Raw genomic sequence first — 14809 nt, forward strand, 5'->3', positions numbered from 1 at the left:
ACTTGAAGAATCTGGTGCACCCGACAGGATTCGAACCTGTGACCCCTGCCTTCGGAGGGCAGTACTCTATCCAGCTGAGCTACGGGTGCCTAAGCCAGAGGCGCAACTAGCAGTGCCGTTGCGCGGTTGCCAGTGGTTTTTCTTGTCAGTCATTGGCCATAAAGGACCACAATCGGCATTTGCTTAGGGATTTGGTAGCGCGCTGGCCTGTAAAACCACAGCCATGCAACCACTTTCCCCGGCCCAATCTGATTCGCGGTCAACCGAACCTCGGGCCGAGTTCGGCCAGGCTTCGGGCAATGCCATGTCGATGAAATGGTCGGCTCTCCACGATGCTTCGACCGTGGTGTGCAAGCTGGCGGGATTGCAGCCTGAAATGCGCAAGCCCGAAGTGCGCAATTTTCCGGCCATCATGCGCGATACTGGCGGTTGGCGCTATGATCACGCCAAGCAGGGCGTGGATGATCTGGCGGCGATCATGGAACCCGGGCTCGCTGCCTTATTGGCGATTTCAGCGAAAGGCCAATCACCGGCGGCGGCAGCCACTGCGCTATGGCACGAATTCGTTGAAGCCCGCAGCGCTCTGCTGACGCTGATCCCGCCGTTGGGAATAAAGCGCAGGCCCTGAACCGGATTATTGCGCCCAGGCACTACATTCGGGATCGAGGCTGACCAGCTGTCGCCTCAGCGCCGTGCGCGCCAACCTTTCCACTTCGGCCTTGCGCCGTGCGGCAGCGAGCGGAATCGTGGGTGCAGGACGCAGGATTTCAGCGTCATAGCCATCGGCCACGATCACCCCGCAGGCGTGCGGCAGAAAGTTTTCCGTCTCAAGCACCGACCGATCAAGGTGCGGTGCCAGCCCCCAATAGAACCTGTCGCAATGATCAAGGTAATCGGTCCACTTGGCATCGCCCAGCAGATCGGCGCGGCTGACCTTGATCTCTACGATCACCACCTGCCCTTTGGCATCAATGCCCATCAGATCGGCCCGGCGGCCAGACCGCAAGGGCATTTCAGCCAAGCACCAGATATCATTTCGCGCGAAAAGGCGACATATCCCGCGCGTTACGGCCTTCGCCTCACGCTCAATAATGTCCTGATTTGCCGTAAGTGATTCGATCATGGCATCAGGTTAAGAACAAATGACGAACAGGTAAAGCGCCTACCACAGCCCCAGCGTCTGCACGAACAGCCACACGCCGGTCGCTACCAGCAGCGCCGCTGCGATCATGCGCACCATATCCAGCGGCACGCGCTTGATCAGGGCTTGGCCGAACACCACCGCAGGGACATTGGCGATCATCATGCCCAGCGTAGTGCCCGCCGTGACCATAAGCGCATCATTGAAGCGCGCGCCCAGCGCGATCGTGGCAATCTGGGTTTTGTCGCCCATCTCCACGATGAAAAAGGCCACTAGCGTTGTCAGAAAGGCGCCATAGCGAGAGGGCTTTGGTGTGTCGTCTGCGTCCAGCTTATCAGGCACCAATGTCCATAGGCCCATGCCCACGAAACCCACGGCAATGGCAAAGCGGAACCACTGGCCATCAAGAAACGCGGCTGCCGTTGCCCCCAGCAGTGCGGCAAGGAAATGGTTGGCCAGCGTTGCCACCAGAATGCCGAACACAATCGGCAGCGGGCGCTTGAAGCGCGTGGCCAGCACGATGGCAAGGAGTTGCGTCTTGTCGCCGATTTCGGCCAGCGCAACGATGGCGGTGGAGGTGGTAAACGCTTCGAGGATCATGGTAATTCCGGGGCCGGGTGGAGCGATCAGGCCAACGACAGCGGGCCCCTCCACCCGGCCCGGGCAGAAAGCGCGCTGTCATTGGTCTCGCCCGGTGGACCGCAAAAGGTCCCGCCGCCTGCGCCATGGCCTCTCGGCCAAGCATGTTGACGCTGAGGGCCGCTGTTAAGCGGTGGCTACTCCCCAAGTGACGTGGGCGCGCGATAACGGCCTATGGCCAAAGGTGCAAGCACAGGTTACGGCGCAGCAATGCGGAAACTCATCGGCCTCGCCTTGCCTGCGCTTGTCAGCTGGTCGGGCCTTGCGCTGGCGAAGCAGCCCGCAGGACCTGTAACACTTTCAGCTTCGGCCCGGTTGCGCTTGGAATCCATAGACGGCCAGTTCAACCCATCTCCAGCGCCCGAAACGGACACGATGGTGTCGCTCCGCACGGAAATCACAGCCAGTTACGATGCAAGCGCGGTGCGATTCAACGCCGAGTTGTGGGACGCGCGCGCTTGGGGGCAGGATGCGCGTTCATCGGCCAATACCAGAGAGGTCAACGCTTTCGAACTGGTGCAGGCCAATGTCGAAGTGCCGTTGGGCGGCAAAAGCGTGCTGAAGCTGGGGCGCTATACGCTTGACCTGGGCAACCGCCGCATGATGGCGCGCCAGCGGTTCCGCAACACCACCAATGCCTTTACAGGGGCGCATCTGGCACTTGATGGCGGGGCTGGGCGCAGGCTGGATCTGGTGTTCACCCTGCCGCACCAGCGCCTGCCCGATGACGCAGAAGGCATTCTGGCCGACCGCGTGAAGGTGGACCGCGAAAACTTTGATGTCCTGTTCTTTGGCGCGCATGGCACCTTGCCCGATGTGGCAGGCGGCACGCTACAACCCTATGTCTTCGGCCTGATCGAGCGTGATGGCAAAAGGCTGGCCACTGCCAACCGCCGCATCGGCACGCTGGGCGCACGGCACTTTGCCAAGGCGGCGGCGGGCAAGTGGGATCACGATCTGGAAGGCGCGGTGCAGTTCGGCAAGGCACGGCGCACCACGTCTGCCGCTGATCGAACCGATCTTGATGTCTTTGCATGGTTTTTCCACGCAGAGCTGGGCCGCACATTTGATGCTGAATGGACGCCACGGATTTTGGCCATGATTGATGCAGCCAGCGGGGATGGTGGCAAGCCGGGCACGTTCACCCGCTTCGACACTCTCTATTCCGCGCGCCGCTTTGAATTCGGGCCAAACGGGTTGTACGGACCCTTTCGCCGCAGCAACATCGTCTCGCCATCGGCGCGGCTTGAAGTCGCTCCGTCAAAGCGCAGTGACGCGTTCATTGCATGGCGCACCGCCTGGGCCGAAGATCGACGGGACCAGTTCGCTGCAACCGGGGTGCGCGATGCGAGCGGAGAAGCTGGCAGCCTCGGCGCACACCAGATCGAAGGACGCGTTCGCTACTGGATCTGGCCCGAAAGACTGCAAATGGATGCAGGCGCAGCGTTGCTGCTGAAGCGCGGATTGCTGCGCGATGCCCCCAATGCGCCTGCCAGCGGCAATACCCGCTATGGCTACATAGACCTGACGCTTACCTTCTGACGGCGGGCAACAGCTTCGAGTATCGCATGTTTGCGTGGGCTGCTGGCAAACCCCCATTCGGTAATTTCATCCAACGTGCGATGGCACCCCCGGCAAAGCTTGCTGGCTGAATCAATGGCGCAAACCTTGGCGCAAGGGCTGGGCGGATCGGCCAAGGTCATGGCACAGACCTTTTGCCAAACACCTCTTCGGCCGTCAGCCGGGTGTTGAAACCGGGCGCGGTGCACTGCGCCAAGCCGGTGATAACGCGCGCAACCAGAGGCATGCCTTGCTCCTTTGCTAGGCAGGTTGGCCGCGCGCGATGCCTTGTGCAACCTGCTTTTCCCCGAATTTCCTTGCTTTATGGAAACTCCACACCTAAGTGCACGGCAGCAAGACCGGCGGTGGATCATTCCGCTGCAATCCGGGTGCTGGCGTGAGAATCTGCCTGAAGGCATTGGTTCCGCCCCGGATGAACGGTTTTTGCCCCGCCCGCTTCCCCTTTCACGCACGGGTCGCATGATCGACCCCGCATGCGCCTTTTGGGCGTTTGCGCCCAGCGAACCCAAATTGCGCGTCGGCACATCTGCCGATGCGCTCCCACGAAAGCATACCTATGTCATTTTTTGCTGAACTCGGCCTTGCCGAACCAATCCTCCGCGCGCTTGCCACCAAGGGCTATAGCGACCCCACCCCGATCCAGCGTCAGGCGATCCCTGCCCTGCTCGAAGGACGCGATCTGCTCGGCATTGCGCAAACCGGCACCGGCAAGACCGCAGCCTTCGCGCTGCCTTCGCTGCACCGCCTCGCTGCCAACCCGATTGATCGCAAGCCGGCATCGTGCCGCATGCTGATTCTTTCGCCCACGCGCGAACTGGCTGCACAGATTGCCGACAACATCGAAGGCTACGCCAAGTACCTGAACATCTCGGTGGCATGCGTGTTCGGCGGCGTTCCCGTCGGCAAGCAGGCCCGCCGTCTGGTGCCCGGTGTCGACATCCTCGTCGCCACCCCCGGCCGCCTGCTCGATCTGATCGATCAGCGCGCGCTGACGCTCAGCCGCACCGAAATCTTCGTGCTCGATGAAGCTGACCAGATGATGGATCTGGGCTTTATCCATGCGCTGAAGCGTGTGGCCAACCTCCTGCCTAAGACACGGCAGAGCCTGTTCTTCTCGGCCACGATGCCAAAGGCGATCGAGGATCTGGGCAAGCAGTTCATCGTCAACCCGGTGCGCGTCGAAGTCGCCCCAAACTCGACCACCGCCGAGCGCGTTGAACAGTACGTCACCTTCATTAACCAGGCTGAAAAGCAGGCGCTTCTGACACTGCGCATCCGCACGCTGCTGGCGTCGAAAGAAATGGACCGCGCGCTGGTGTTTACCCGCACCAAGCATGGTGCAGACCGCGTGGTGCGTCATCTGACCACCGCCGGAATCGAAGCCCGCGCCATCCACGGCAACAAGAGCCAAGCGCAGCGCACCGCCGCTCTGGAAGCGTTCCGTCAGGGTTCATGCCCGGTGCTTATCGCCACTGACATTGCTGCGCGCGGGATCGACGTTTCGGGCGTGTCACACGTGTTCAATTACGAACTGCCCAACGTGCCCGAACAGTACGTCCACCGCATCGGGCGGACGGCCCGCGCGGGTGCCGATGGCATCGCGATGAGCTTCTGCGCACCCGATGAAAAGCCGTACCTCAAGGACATCGAAAAGCTGACGCGCCTCAAGATCGACACGATGGCGCTGCCCGAAAACTTCCTGTCCGAAGCGGCCAAGCTGCCCGCCCCCAGCCGCAAGCCGGCCGAGGAAGAGCGCGATGCCCGCCACGATGCCCGCGCCCAGCGCGGCAATGGTGGCCGTGGTGGAAGCGGCCAGAACCGCGGTGACCAACCGCGCGGCAATCAGCATTCCGGCCAAAGCTCTGGCCAGAAGTTCGGTGGCAAGGCCCAGGGCCGTGATGGTCGCCCGCGCGACGTCAGCCCGCGTCAGGAACGCCGCGATGGTGGCGTGAATGATCGTGGTCCGGTTCGCAATCCGGTGCTCGATGCCACCGTCAATGGCGGTGAACGCGATGCCGCCCAGCCCCGCAATTTCCGCCCCCGCGGTAATGGAAATGGCGGCGGCGGGGGCGCTCCCGGCGTTGGCGCACACCGCAACAAGGTCCGCCGCGCAAGCTGATCTGGGGCACTGATTTTGGCTTCACTGGTTTCCCGCCTTCGCGGGAATGACGAAAGCATCGTTCAATCGTCATTCCCGCGCAGGCGGGAATCCAGCAACCAACAACATCCAGCCCTGCCCTAAGGCAGGGCTGTCCCCCGCTGCCAAACCTTGGCATAGCGGCGCACGATGACCAGCGTCTATGCCTCTGCCCTTGCCATGACCGTGATCGTGGCCGTGCGCTATCTGCTCACCAGCGGCCTGTTCGCATGGGCCACGCACAAAGTGCGGCCCGGCCATTACGCTGGCCTGGGCAAGCAGATCCGGTCCGAAATCACGTGGAGCCTTGCCACTGCCGCCATCTATGGCGTGCCTGCAGGGGTGGTTGCGTGGGGCTGGCAACAGCGCGGCTGGACCCAGATTTATACCGAACCTGCCGCCTACCCGCTGTGGTGGATGCCGGTGTCCTTGCTCGCCTACTTGTTCATCCACGATACCTGGTTTTACTGGACCCACCGCTGGATGCACCGTCCGGCGGTGTTCAAGCGCATCCATGCCATCCATCACGCCAGCCGCCCGCCAACCGCGTGGGCGGCGATGAATTTTCACCCGATTGAGGCGGCTATCGTCTCGCTGCTGATCCCGGCGCTGGTCTTCGTGATCCCGATCCATGCCGGGATGCTTGGCCTTGTTCTGCTGGTGATGACCGTGATGGGCGTGACCAATCACATGGGCTGGGAGATGTTTCCCCACTGGCTTGTTCATGCCCGCGCAGGGAACTGGGTGATAACAGCCAGCCATCATAGCCGTCATCACGAACTTTACCGCTGCAACTACGGTCTCTATTTCCGTTTCTGGGACCGGCTTTGCGGCACCGACAAGGGACTTTCTGCCCCATGAAGCGCGCTCTACTTCTGCTATCCGTGCTGTTGACCCCGACATGTGTCAGCGCTGCCCCTGCACCGGCCACGATCACCGTGGACATCACCGGCCTGCGCAATGCCAAAGGCACGGTATGGCTGTGCATGAGCGCCAATCCCAAGCTTTTTCCTGAAGGATGCGACAAGGACCCCGCTCACCGCTCAGTCTCGCTCAAAGCCAGCGAAACAGGACCATTGGTGATCCGCGATGTGATGCCGGGCCGTTATGCCATCGTCCTGCTGCACGATGAAAATTCGAACAAGAAGATGGACAAGACACTGTTCCTGCCCAAAGAAGGCTTCGGCTTTTCACGCGATGCTCCGGTCAAGATGTCCGCACCGAAGTTTGAAGCGGCAGCCTTTGACGTGAACGGTGCCCCCGTGCGCATGAAGATGAAGGTCCGCTACCTGTAGTGCAAACAGCGCCGGTTCAGACTGCTCAGGGCCAGACCGCTCCAGGAAGCGCGCTCGCCCCGTTCCGCTACCCTGCCTTCCGCGCCATCTGGACGGCAAACCTGTTTTCCAACATCGGCGCAATGATCCAGTCGGTCGGTGCGGCTTGGCTGATGACCGAGTTGACCACCAGTCATGTGCTGGTCGCACTTGTGCAGGCCTCGGCAACTATACCAATCCTGCTACTGGGGCTGTTCGCAGGCGCCATTGCCGACAATTTTGATCGGCGACGGGTGATGCTGGCTGCGCAAACCGGGATGCTGGTCGTCTCTGCGGTCCTCGCTACGCTGTCCTACAGCGGGAATGTCGGCCCATGGTCGCTGCTGGCGCTCACGCTGATGGTGGGCATGGGCACCGCGCTCAATGGCCCGGCATGGCAAGCCTCGGTGCGGCTGCAAGTGGGGCGCGCCGATCTGCCGCAAGCGATCTCGCTCAACGCCATATCCTTCAACCTTGCCCGCAGCGTCGGCCCGGCGCTTGGCGGCATCCTCATCGCGCTGTGGTCAACAAGTCTGGCTTTTGCGCTGAACGCGGTCAGCTACATCGGCATGATCGTGGTGCTGATGCTGTGGCGGCCTGTGGCCACACCGCCCCGGCGCGAGCCGATGCTGGCTGCGATCGTGCGCGGAGTGCGGTTCTGTGCCGCATCGCCTCCGATCCTCAAAGTGCTGGCGCGCGGCCTCCTGATCGGTTTTGGCGCAGCGGGCCTGCAAGCGCTGATGCCCAGCATCGCGCGCGATATGCTGCGCGGTACCGAACTGGATTATGGCCTGATGCTGGGCGGCTTTGGCATCGGCTCGATCCTGACGGCATTAAGGATTTCGCGGGTGCGGCAGCGCTTTGGCAGCGAAGCAGTGGTAACTGCGGCCACCATGATCTTTGCCAGCGCATTGGTGCTGATGGCTTCAGCCACCAGCATCCCGATGGCCGTTGTGGCCACGTTCCTTGGCGGCATGGGTTGGGCCAGCACGATGACCAGCCTGAACGTGGCCATGCAATTGCGCAGCCCCGAGGATATTCTGGGCCGTTGCCTTTCCATCTATCAGGCCGTGACGTTTGGCGGCATGGCCCTTGGCGCATGGGTCTGGGGTGCGCTGGCCGATGCGACCAGCCTTGAAACCGCGCTGCATGGCGCGGCGATCTGGCTCATAGCATCGCTTGCTATGCACTTTGTCGCCCCCATGCCCACGCGCGAGGAAGGCCGGATCGACAGTGTTCCAGCCCGATAACTTCCCGGAGACCAGACCTTGATCGATTGCCGCCCGCTTCGCTCTGTCCTCTACATGCCAGCCAGCAATGCGCGCGCCATGGCCAAGGCCCGCACGCTTGATTGCGACGCCGTCGCGCTCGATCTCGAAGATGCGGTCGCGCCCGAAGCCAAGGCTGACGCCCGCATCGCGCTGGTGGCGCAGGCGCAGGCGGGCGGCTTTGGCCACCGCCGCCTGATTGCCCGGATCAATGCGCTGGCAACGCCATGGGGGCATGACGATCTTCAGGCATTGGCTGCTGCTCCTGTCGAAGCCGTGCTCGCCCCCAAGGTTGACGATGCCTCAGATATCGCAGCACTTTCCGCCGCCATGGACAGCTCGGGTTTCCCGCCCGAAGTTGCGCTGTGGGTGATGATCGAAACACCGCGCGCCGTCCTCGCGCTCGAACGGATCGCCGCCTGCGGAGCCACCACCCGGCTGCGCGGCTTTGTATTAGGCCTCAACGATCTGGCCAAGGACAGCGGCATTGCGCAACTGCCGGGCCGAAGTGCATTTGTGCCTGTGCTGACCATGGCCGTGCTGGCCGCGCGCGCGCACGGTCTGCTGATCCTTGATGGTGTGTGCAACGCAATAGAAGATCAGGCCCTGCTCACGGCTGAATGCCAGCAGGCCCGCGATTCGGGCTTTGATGGCAAAACCCTGATTCACCCGGCGCAACTTGATGTGTGCAACAGGGTTTTCGCCCCTTCGGCCGGTGACCTTGCGCAAGCGCAAGCCATCGTTGCCGCTTTTGCCGACCCGGCCAATGCAGGCAAGGGAGCGCTGCGCGTAGATGGAAAGATGGCAGAACTCTTGCATCTTTCCCAGGCTGAAAGTCTGCTGGCCAAAGCGGCAGCCATCGCCAACCGTTAACACCCGTAAGCCTTGTTGGCGCAACTTAAGCACTTCTTCACAAAGTTGCGCCAGAAGGTCTGCCTGACACTTAGGGGACCGGGTGGGTTTAATGGATACTTTGCGCGGATTTGATCGAGACGGCAGCATCGAAAGCGAACTCGATCTTTCGGGTTACGAAGACCGGTTTGAAGACGACGTGGCAAGTGAGCCGCCACCGCAGGAGATCGGCCAGGATGAGCGCCGCATGCAGGTGCGGGCCTATAACTATTGGGCCAGCCTGCTTGGCAACCATGCCTTCCCACTGGCGGATTCCCTGCTTGGCGGGGACTATCCCGATTTTGCCGAAAACATCGTTCTGTTGCATTTCGACTCCGGCATCGAAGATCCAGCCATCGCATTTCTGGGCGCGAAGCTGGCCGAAGAGTGCGGCACCGAATGTTCGATCGAACGGTTGAGCCATGTTCCCGGGCGCTCGCTGCTCTCACGCATTACCGATCATTACATGCAGATCATCGCCAATCAGGCACCGATCGGGTTTGAGGCCGAATTCGTCAACCAGCATGGCCGCACTATCCTCTATCGGGGCATTCTGTTGCCATTCTCATCCGATGGCGCAGTGATCGATTACATCATGGGCGCGATCAACTGGAAGGAACTGGCTGATCAGGCCACGACCGATGAATTGCTGCTCGAAATCGGACAGGCGCTGGAAGCCTCGCCTATCCGCAAGCAACCTCGTCGCCCCCTGATCGAAGCATCGGACGCCTGGGCCGATGGCCCGGCGTCGCTTCATGCCAGCTTGCCGGAAAGCAACGTGTTCGATGGCCGCGAACTGCCCGAACCCGCTTTTGCGCTGGATGATGACATTCTTCCACTGCCTATAGCCACCTGCGAACCGGAGCCGGAAGCACTGGCCGATTGGCTCGCCTCTGCCCGCGAACTCGCGCTTGCTGCCAACTCCAGCGAAGACCGCACACGCGCCACGCTTTATGCCGCCATTGGCCGGGCGTGGGACTTTGCCCTTGCGGCGCAGGCAGAGCCTGGGGACTTTGCCGAACTGCTTGAAGATGCAGGCCTGACCATGCAGGACCGCGCACCGATGACGCCGGTGGTCAAACTCGTGTTCGGCGCGGATTACGACAAGACGCGTCTGACCGAATATGCCGCCGCGCTCACTCATGCGCAGCGTATCGGCCTTGGGCAGGGTGAACTGGCAGCCTATCTGTCCGATGCGCCGGGCGGGCTGAAAGGCGTTATCAACACCGAACGCCGCCTGCGCCGCGAAGAGGCTGGCAAGGCACTGGCCAAGCGCGGCCCCGAAGCTCTGGCCGAATCGCTGCGCGCGCTGCCCTTGCGCAAGGTTGCCGAGATTGCCATGCCCGCAGGCGAAGAGTTTGCGCTGGTCATGGTGCGCCGCCTTGAAAGCGGAGAAATCGTGGCGCTGGGCGAAGTGGCCGGTGATGCAACGCTGTTTGAAAAGGCCGCCCGCCACCTGATCGGTTAGGCCTCTTCCACCCCGCCCGCCGCCCTGCTAGCCCCTGCCCGATGACAGGCATGGCAAAAGGCAAACGGCGCATGGGATGGATCGGCTGGACGGTCTTGGGCCTCGTCCTGCTGGGCGGCATTGGCGTCTATGCGTTCCGCCGTGCGCTGGAAAACAATGCCGTGGCCGTGCTCGATGGCGCAGACAAGCTGCTGAACGGCGGCGATGGCGCAATCCGGCAGGTGGCCGATCTGCGCTATGGCAAGGACCCTGCCCAGAAGCTGGAAATGTTCGTGCCGCAAGGGGCCAAGGGCAACTTGCCGGTGCTGATCTTTGTCCACGGCGGCAGTTGGGCCGGCGGTGATCCGCACGATTACCGCTTCATCGCCCGCACCTTCTGCGCGCAGGGCTATGCCGTGGTGCTGGCAGGCTATCGTCTCTATCCCAAGGCACAATTCCCCGCGATGCTGGAAGATGGCGCCGCTGCCGTGCGCTGGGTGCATGATCATGCAACGCAGTTGGGCGGTGATCCTGCGCGTATTGCGCTGATGGGCCATTCCGCCGGAGCCTATAACGTCGCCATGATCACGCTCGATCCGCAATGGCTGCGGGCGGTGGGCCTTGATGACGCAGTCATCCGTGGTACCGTGGCGCTGGCCGGCCCGTTCGATTTCCTGCCGCTCGATAGCGACGCCACGATCCATTCCTTCGGCAATGCGCCCGATCTGGCAAAGACCCAGCCAATCAACTTTGTTCGCCGTGAGGCCCCGCCGCTGCTGCTGGTCACCGGCGATGCCGATACGCGGGTGCGCCCGCGCAATTCAAAGCGGCTGGCGCAATTGCTCGCGCAGGCAGGCGTACCCAACCAGCCGGTCCTGCTCGATGGCGTCACCCACGAAAAGATCATCATGATGTTCGCCCAGCCCTTCGCGCGGGATCGCCGTGCCATCGATGCAGTACTGCCGTTTTTGAATCAGGTCACCGCGCCTTCAGTTGCGGTTAAGGCGACACAGGGATAGTCCCGCATCGTGACCCGGATTCTTGCCCGCATTGTTGCTCTGATCGCCGCCGCGTCGCTGTGCGTGCAACCGGTAGCGGCGCAATCGGTGCTGCGTGATGCCGAATCCGAAGCGATGTTCCGCGAGGCGTCCGCCCCAATCTTCAAGGCGGCGGGGTTCAATCCTGACGCCATCGATCTGGTCCTGCTGAATGACGGTTCGATCAACGCCTTTGTCGCGGGCGGGCAGGCGATCTACATTCATTCGGGGCTGATCGGCGCGGCAGACAGCGTCAACGAACTGCAGGGCGTGATCGCGCACGAGCTGGGCCATATCACCGGCGGTCACATCGTCCGTTTCAATGAAGGGCTCAAACCTGCCACCGGCATCACCGTGCTGTCGCTGCTGCTGGGGGGCCTTGCCGCTGCTGCCGGGTCTGCCGATGCGGCCATGGGCGTGTTCATGGCCGGGCAGCAAGCCGCCATGGGCAAATTCCTGGCCTTCAGCCGCGCGCAGGAATCCTCGGCTGATGCTGCTGGCGCGGACTTTCTGGCCAAGGCCGGAATCTCCGGGCGCGGCTCGATTGAATTCTTCAAGAAACTGCAGAACCTTGAATTTCGCTATGGCTACAGCGCGCGCAGCAATCCCGATGCCGAATTCTATCGCACCCACCCGATGACGTCGGACCGTTTGTCCACGCTGCTGGACACCTATTCGCAGGACCCGGCGTGGAACACCCCGCCTCCCGCCTCGCTCGAAGCGCGGTTTCTGCGGGTAAAGGCCAAGCTCTACGGATACCTCGCCGATCCGCAGGAGACCTTGCGCGCCTATCCTGAATATTTGACTGATGTTCCCGCCCGCTATGCCCGCGCCTATGCTTTCCACAAGGACGCGCTGGTCGACAAGGCGCTGGCCGAAACCAAATTCCTGATCGCCAGCGATCCTCAAAATCCCTATTTCCTTGAACTCGAAGGCCAGATCCTGCTCGAATCCGGCCGACCTGCCGAAGCGCTTGGCCCCTTGCGGCAAGCCACTAGGCTGACCGGCAACTCCCCGCTGATCGCCACCACTTTCGGCCACGCGCTGATCGCCACCGAAGACAAGGACAACTTTGCCGAAGCCGAAAAGGTGCTTCGCGCCTCGGTGGTGCGTGATCGGGACAATCCGTTCACCTGGTATCAGCTTGGCGTGATCTATGAAGCAAAGGGCGATATTCCCCGCGCGCGTCTTGCCAGCGCCGAACAGCAGCTGATGAACATGCAACTGGGCAATGCCGTGCGCAGCGCTGAGGCGGCTGAGGCCGCCTTGCCCAAAGGCACGCCCGATTGGCTACGCGCACAGGATATCGCGATGTCAGCCCGCGCGATGATGGAACGCCAGCGCAAATCGCGCTAGGCCCACCCGATGACTGAGCCGATGACCGAAACCCCGCCCCGCCGCCTCGGCCTGTTCGCCGCAACCGCCGCCCTGTTTGCCCTCGCAGGCGCTGGCGGCGGATGGTGGTACGCCAATCAGCGCGCCACCGCCGGGATCAGCGGCGCCGATCGCGCCGCGATTGAAGACGTGGTGCGCAACTACATTCTGGAAAACCCCGAAGTCCTGCCCGAAGCGATGGATCGGCTTCAGGCGCGCGAGGCGCAGGCCCGCATCGGCCCGATGCGCGGCGCGCTGGAAACGCCCTTCCCCGGCGCGGTGCTGGGCAACCCCACGGGCAAGGTCACGCTGGTTGAATTCACCGATTTTGCCTGCGGGTATTGCCGCCAAAGCGTGAAAGCGCTCGAAACACTGGTGGCCCAGAACCCTGATCTGCGCGTGGTGGTGCGCGAACTGCCGATCATTGCGCCCGAAAGCGCAGCCGCCGCCCGCATGGCGCTCGCCGCCGCCGCACAGGGCAAATATCCCGCCTATCACAAAGCCATGTTTTCAGGCGCGCGCCCGTCCGATACCAGCATTGCCGCAGCGGCCAGCGCCGCCGGATTGGATCTGGCCTCCGCCACAACTTTCGCCGCTCGCCCCGATGTGGAAGACGAACTCAAGCGCAATCTCGAACTTGCCCGCCAGCTTGGCATCAACGGCACGCCTGGATGGATCATCGGCGGGCGCATCATCAGCGGCGCGGTTCCACCCGAAGAACTGCAATCGGCCATCGACGCGGCGCGTAAAGGCTGAGCTGCACTAGCCTAGCCCGCCCCAACAGGTTACAACCCCTATCATGGCAGCCTTGCCGTTCAGACCCACGCCGTTCTTCGGCAACAAGAACCGCGCTTTCTGGCGCCTGCAGTTCCTTGGCTGGGGCGGCGCGATGCTGCTGCGTGCGATGTCGTCGGTTGCCAATGGCCAGCCGTGGTCGTTCCTCGTCATCGTGGTCATCGCCACGATCACCGGCTTTTCGATCTCGCTAATTCTGTCGGTCATCTACCGCGCACTGATCAACCGGCGGCCGCTGGTTACCTGGGGCATCACCTCGCTCGCGCTCTCAACTGCCGTAGGCCTCTATGCCTTCATCGATTCGTGGGTGATCAGCCTCTACCGTCAGGGCGATGATGCCAGCTTTGCGCAGCTCTTCCTCGGCGTGTTCTACCTTGATCTCACGCTGCTGATATCGTGGACCGGGCTTTACTACGCGATCAATTTCTTCCTGCAGGTCGAAGAGCAGAACGATCAGCTGATGCGGCTTGAGGCGCAGGCCACATCGGCCCAGCTGGCCATGCTGCGCTACCAGCTCAACCCGCATTTCCTGTTCAACACGCTCAATTCCATCTCCACGCTGGTCCTGCTCAAGCAGACCGAGCCTGCCAACGCCATGCTCTCGCGCCTCTCCTCGTTCCTGCGCTATACGCTGGTGAACGAGCCGACCGCGCGCGTCACCGTGGCGCAAGAGATCGAGACGCTGAAGCTCTACCTCGATATCGAACGCATGCGCTTCGAAGAGCGGCTGCGCACCGAATTCCGCATCGATGATGCCGTCCGCAACGGGTTGATGCCTTCGCTGCTGCTGCAACCCTTGGTTGAAAATGCGATCAAGTATGCGGTCAGCCCGCTGGAATATGGCGCGGAAATCACGGTCGAGGCACAACTCGTCGGCCCAATGCTGCGAGTCATCGTATCAGACAGCGGGCCGGGCTTGCCAGCGGGCACCGATCCCTCAACCGTCTTCGGCGCAAGCAGCGACAGCACTGGCATAGGCTTGGCCAATATCCGGGATCGTCTGGTGCAGGCCTATGGCGAAAACCAGCGCTTTGACATTTCCAACCGCACGGAGGGCGGCTTTCAGGTGGTGCTGGAATTGCCATTCGAAGCCAAGGCCGATGCGCCCACCATCGCACCGGCACGGCGGCCAGTCGGGGTGCCGGCATGAAGGGCCGCGCGCCTTGGAACCCAATTTCGGTAACCG

The 14809-nt window shown here is 62.3% G+C and carries 15 protein-coding genes, 1 tRNA gene and 1 riboswitch; of the genes, 12 read left to right on the forward strand and 4 right to left on the reverse strand.

The genetic code is table 11. The annotated features are described in order from the left end of the window. Window positions 1–12: 12 nt before the first annotated feature. Window positions 13–89 (reverse strand) — tRNA-Arg (locus AC2A1F_RS09145). Between the two features lie 134 nt (window positions 90–223). Here AC2A1F_RS09145 and AC2A1F_RS09150 point away from each other — a divergent pair. Then, window positions 224–628, forward strand: a complete 405-nt coding sequence (locus tag AC2A1F_RS09150) for a hypothetical protein (protein ID WP_484208456.1) — start codon at window positions 224–226, stop codon at window positions 626–628. A 6-nt stretch (window positions 629–634) separates the two neighbouring features. Here the strand turns inward: AC2A1F_RS09150 and AC2A1F_RS09155 are convergent, their stop codons facing one another. Both AC2A1F_RS09155 and AC2A1F_RS09160 read right to left on the reverse strand, forming a co-directional pair. Next, a complete protein-coding gene (locus AC2A1F_RS09155) occupies window positions 635–1123 on the reverse strand; it encodes an MmcB family DNA repair protein (RefSeq protein WP_484208457.1) in 489 nt (162 codons plus the stop codon). A 39-nt stretch (window positions 1124–1162) separates the two neighbouring features. Continuing rightward, window positions 1163–1741, reverse strand: coding sequence for a TMEM165/GDT1 family protein (locus AC2A1F_RS09160; protein ID WP_484208458.1), 579 nt, complete (start codon window positions 1739–1741; stop codon window positions 1163–1165). A 61-nt stretch (window positions 1742–1802) separates the two neighbouring features. Beyond that, window positions 1803–1939: riboswitch (yybP-ykoY riboswitch) on the reverse strand. 51 nt (window positions 1940–1990) lie between these two features. On the opposite strand from AC2A1F_RS09160, the gene AC2A1F_RS09165 reads away from it, so the two are divergent. Continuing rightward, window positions 1991–3322 (forward strand): alginate export family protein, encoded by a 1332-nt coding sequence (locus AC2A1F_RS09165; protein ID WP_484208459.1) that lies wholly within the window; start codon window positions 1991–1993, stop codon window positions 3320–3322. Here AC2A1F_RS09165 and AC2A1F_RS09170 read toward each other — a convergent pair. Then, complete coding sequence (locus tag AC2A1F_RS09170; protein WP_484208460.1) at window positions 3295–3483, reverse strand: DUF1289 domain-containing protein; 189 nt, start codon at window positions 3481–3483, stop codon at window positions 3295–3297. The genes AC2A1F_RS09165 and AC2A1F_RS09170 overlap by 28 nt on opposite strands. 434 nt (window positions 3484–3917) lie before the next feature. Between AC2A1F_RS09170 and AC2A1F_RS09175 the strand changes: the two genes are divergently transcribed. The 10 genes from AC2A1F_RS09175 (at window position 3918) to AC2A1F_RS09220 (ending at window position 14773) form a co-directional block, all read left to right on the forward strand. Next, window positions 3918–5480, forward strand: a complete 1563-nt coding sequence (locus AC2A1F_RS09175) for a DEAD/DEAH box helicase (RefSeq protein WP_484208461.1) — start codon at window positions 3918–3920, stop codon at window positions 5478–5480. Between the two features lie 168 nt (window positions 5481–5648). Then, the gene (locus AC2A1F_RS09180; RefSeq protein WP_484208462.1) at window positions 5649–6359 is read left to right on the forward strand and encodes a sterol desaturase family protein; all 711 of its coding nucleotides are present in this window, start codon (window positions 5649–5651) and stop codon (window positions 6357–6359) included. Next, entirely contained in the window at window positions 6356–6793 is a 438-nt protein-coding gene (locus tag AC2A1F_RS09185) for a DUF2141 domain-containing protein (RefSeq protein ID WP_484208463.1), read from the forward strand. The genes AC2A1F_RS09180 and AC2A1F_RS09185 overlap by 4 nt, the downstream gene beginning before the upstream one ends. After that, window positions 6793–8061, forward strand: coding sequence for an MFS transporter (locus AC2A1F_RS09190; RefSeq protein WP_484208464.1), 1269 nt, complete (start codon window positions 6793–6795; stop codon window positions 8059–8061). The genes AC2A1F_RS09185 and AC2A1F_RS09190 overlap by 1 nt, the downstream gene beginning before the upstream one ends. 21 nt (window positions 8062–8082) lie before the next feature. Further along, on the forward strand, window positions 8083–8952 hold the full coding sequence (locus AC2A1F_RS09195) for an HpcH/HpaI aldolase/citrate lyase family protein (protein WP_484209013.1): 870 nt from the start codon (window positions 8083–8085) through the stop codon (window positions 8950–8952). 91 nt (window positions 8953–9043) lie between these two features. Further along, window positions 9044–10438 (forward strand): PAS domain-containing protein, encoded by a 1395-nt coding sequence (locus AC2A1F_RS09200; protein ID WP_484208465.1) that lies wholly within the window; start codon window positions 9044–9046, stop codon window positions 10436–10438. A gap of 41 nt (window positions 10439–10479) precedes the next feature. Then, window positions 10480–11436, forward strand: coding sequence for an alpha/beta hydrolase (locus AC2A1F_RS09205; protein ID WP_484208466.1), 957 nt, complete (start codon window positions 10480–10482; stop codon window positions 11434–11436). Window positions 11437–11445: 9 nt separating this feature from the next. Next, complete coding sequence (locus AC2A1F_RS09210; RefSeq protein WP_484208467.1) at window positions 11446–12810, forward strand: M48 family metalloprotease; 1365 nt, start codon at window positions 11446–11448, stop codon at window positions 12808–12810. A gap of 9 nt (window positions 12811–12819) precedes the next feature. After that, window positions 12820–13584, forward strand: a complete 765-nt coding sequence (locus AC2A1F_RS09215) for a DsbA family protein (protein WP_484208468.1) — start codon at window positions 12820–12822, stop codon at window positions 13582–13584. A gap of 43 nt (window positions 13585–13627) precedes the next feature. Next, complete coding sequence (locus AC2A1F_RS09220) at window positions 13628–14773, forward strand: sensor histidine kinase (protein ID WP_484208469.1); 1146 nt, start codon at window positions 13628–13630, stop codon at window positions 14771–14773. Window positions 14774–14809 lie beyond the last annotated feature (36 nt).

This window comes from Novosphingobium sp. HNCC26BN242 (genome assembly GCF_057180525.1).

Bases quoted from the DNA above. Each gene is read 5' to 3' on its own strand.
- AC2A1F_RS09150 (WP_484208456.1), top strand. From the start codon at position 224: ATGCAACCACTTTCCCCGGCCCAATCTGATTCGCGGTCAACCGAACCT.
- AC2A1F_RS09155 (WP_484208457.1), bottom strand. From the start codon at position 1,123: ATGATCGAATCACTTACGGCAAATCAGGACATTATTGAGCGTGAGGCG.
- AC2A1F_RS09160 (WP_484208458.1), bottom strand. From the start codon at position 1,741: ATGATCCTCGAAGCGTTTACCACCTCCACCGCCATCGTTGCGCTGGCC.
- AC2A1F_RS09165 (WP_484208459.1), top strand. From the start codon at position 1,991: ATGCGGAAACTCATCGGCCTCGCCTTGCCTGCGCTTGTCAGCTGGTCG.
- AC2A1F_RS09170 (WP_484208460.1), bottom strand. From the start codon at position 3,483: ATGACCTTGGCCGATCCGCCCAGCCCTTGCGCCAAGGTTTGCGCCATT.
- AC2A1F_RS09175 (WP_484208461.1), top strand. From the start codon at position 3,918: ATGTCATTTTTTGCTGAACTCGGCCTTGCCGAACCAATCCTCCGCGCG.
- AC2A1F_RS09180 (WP_484208462.1), top strand. From the start codon at position 5,649: ATGACCAGCGTCTATGCCTCTGCCCTTGCCATGACCGTGATCGTGGCC.
- AC2A1F_RS09185 (WP_484208463.1), top strand. From the start codon at position 6,356: ATGAAGCGCGCTCTACTTCTGCTATCCGTGCTGTTGACCCCGACATGT.
- AC2A1F_RS09200 (WP_484208465.1), top strand. From the start codon at position 9,044: ATGGATACTTTGCGCGGATTTGATCGAGACGGCAGCATCGAAAGCGAA.
- AC2A1F_RS09205 (WP_484208466.1), top strand. From the start codon at position 10,480: ATGACAGGCATGGCAAAAGGCAAACGGCGCATGGGATGGATCGGCTGG.
- AC2A1F_RS09215 (WP_484208468.1), top strand. From the start codon at position 12,820: ATGACTGAGCCGATGACCGAAACCCCGCCCCGCCGCCTCGGCCTGTTC.
- AC2A1F_RS09220 (WP_484208469.1), top strand. From the start codon at position 13,628: ATGGCAGCCTTGCCGTTCAGACCCACGCCGTTCTTCGGCAACAAGAAC.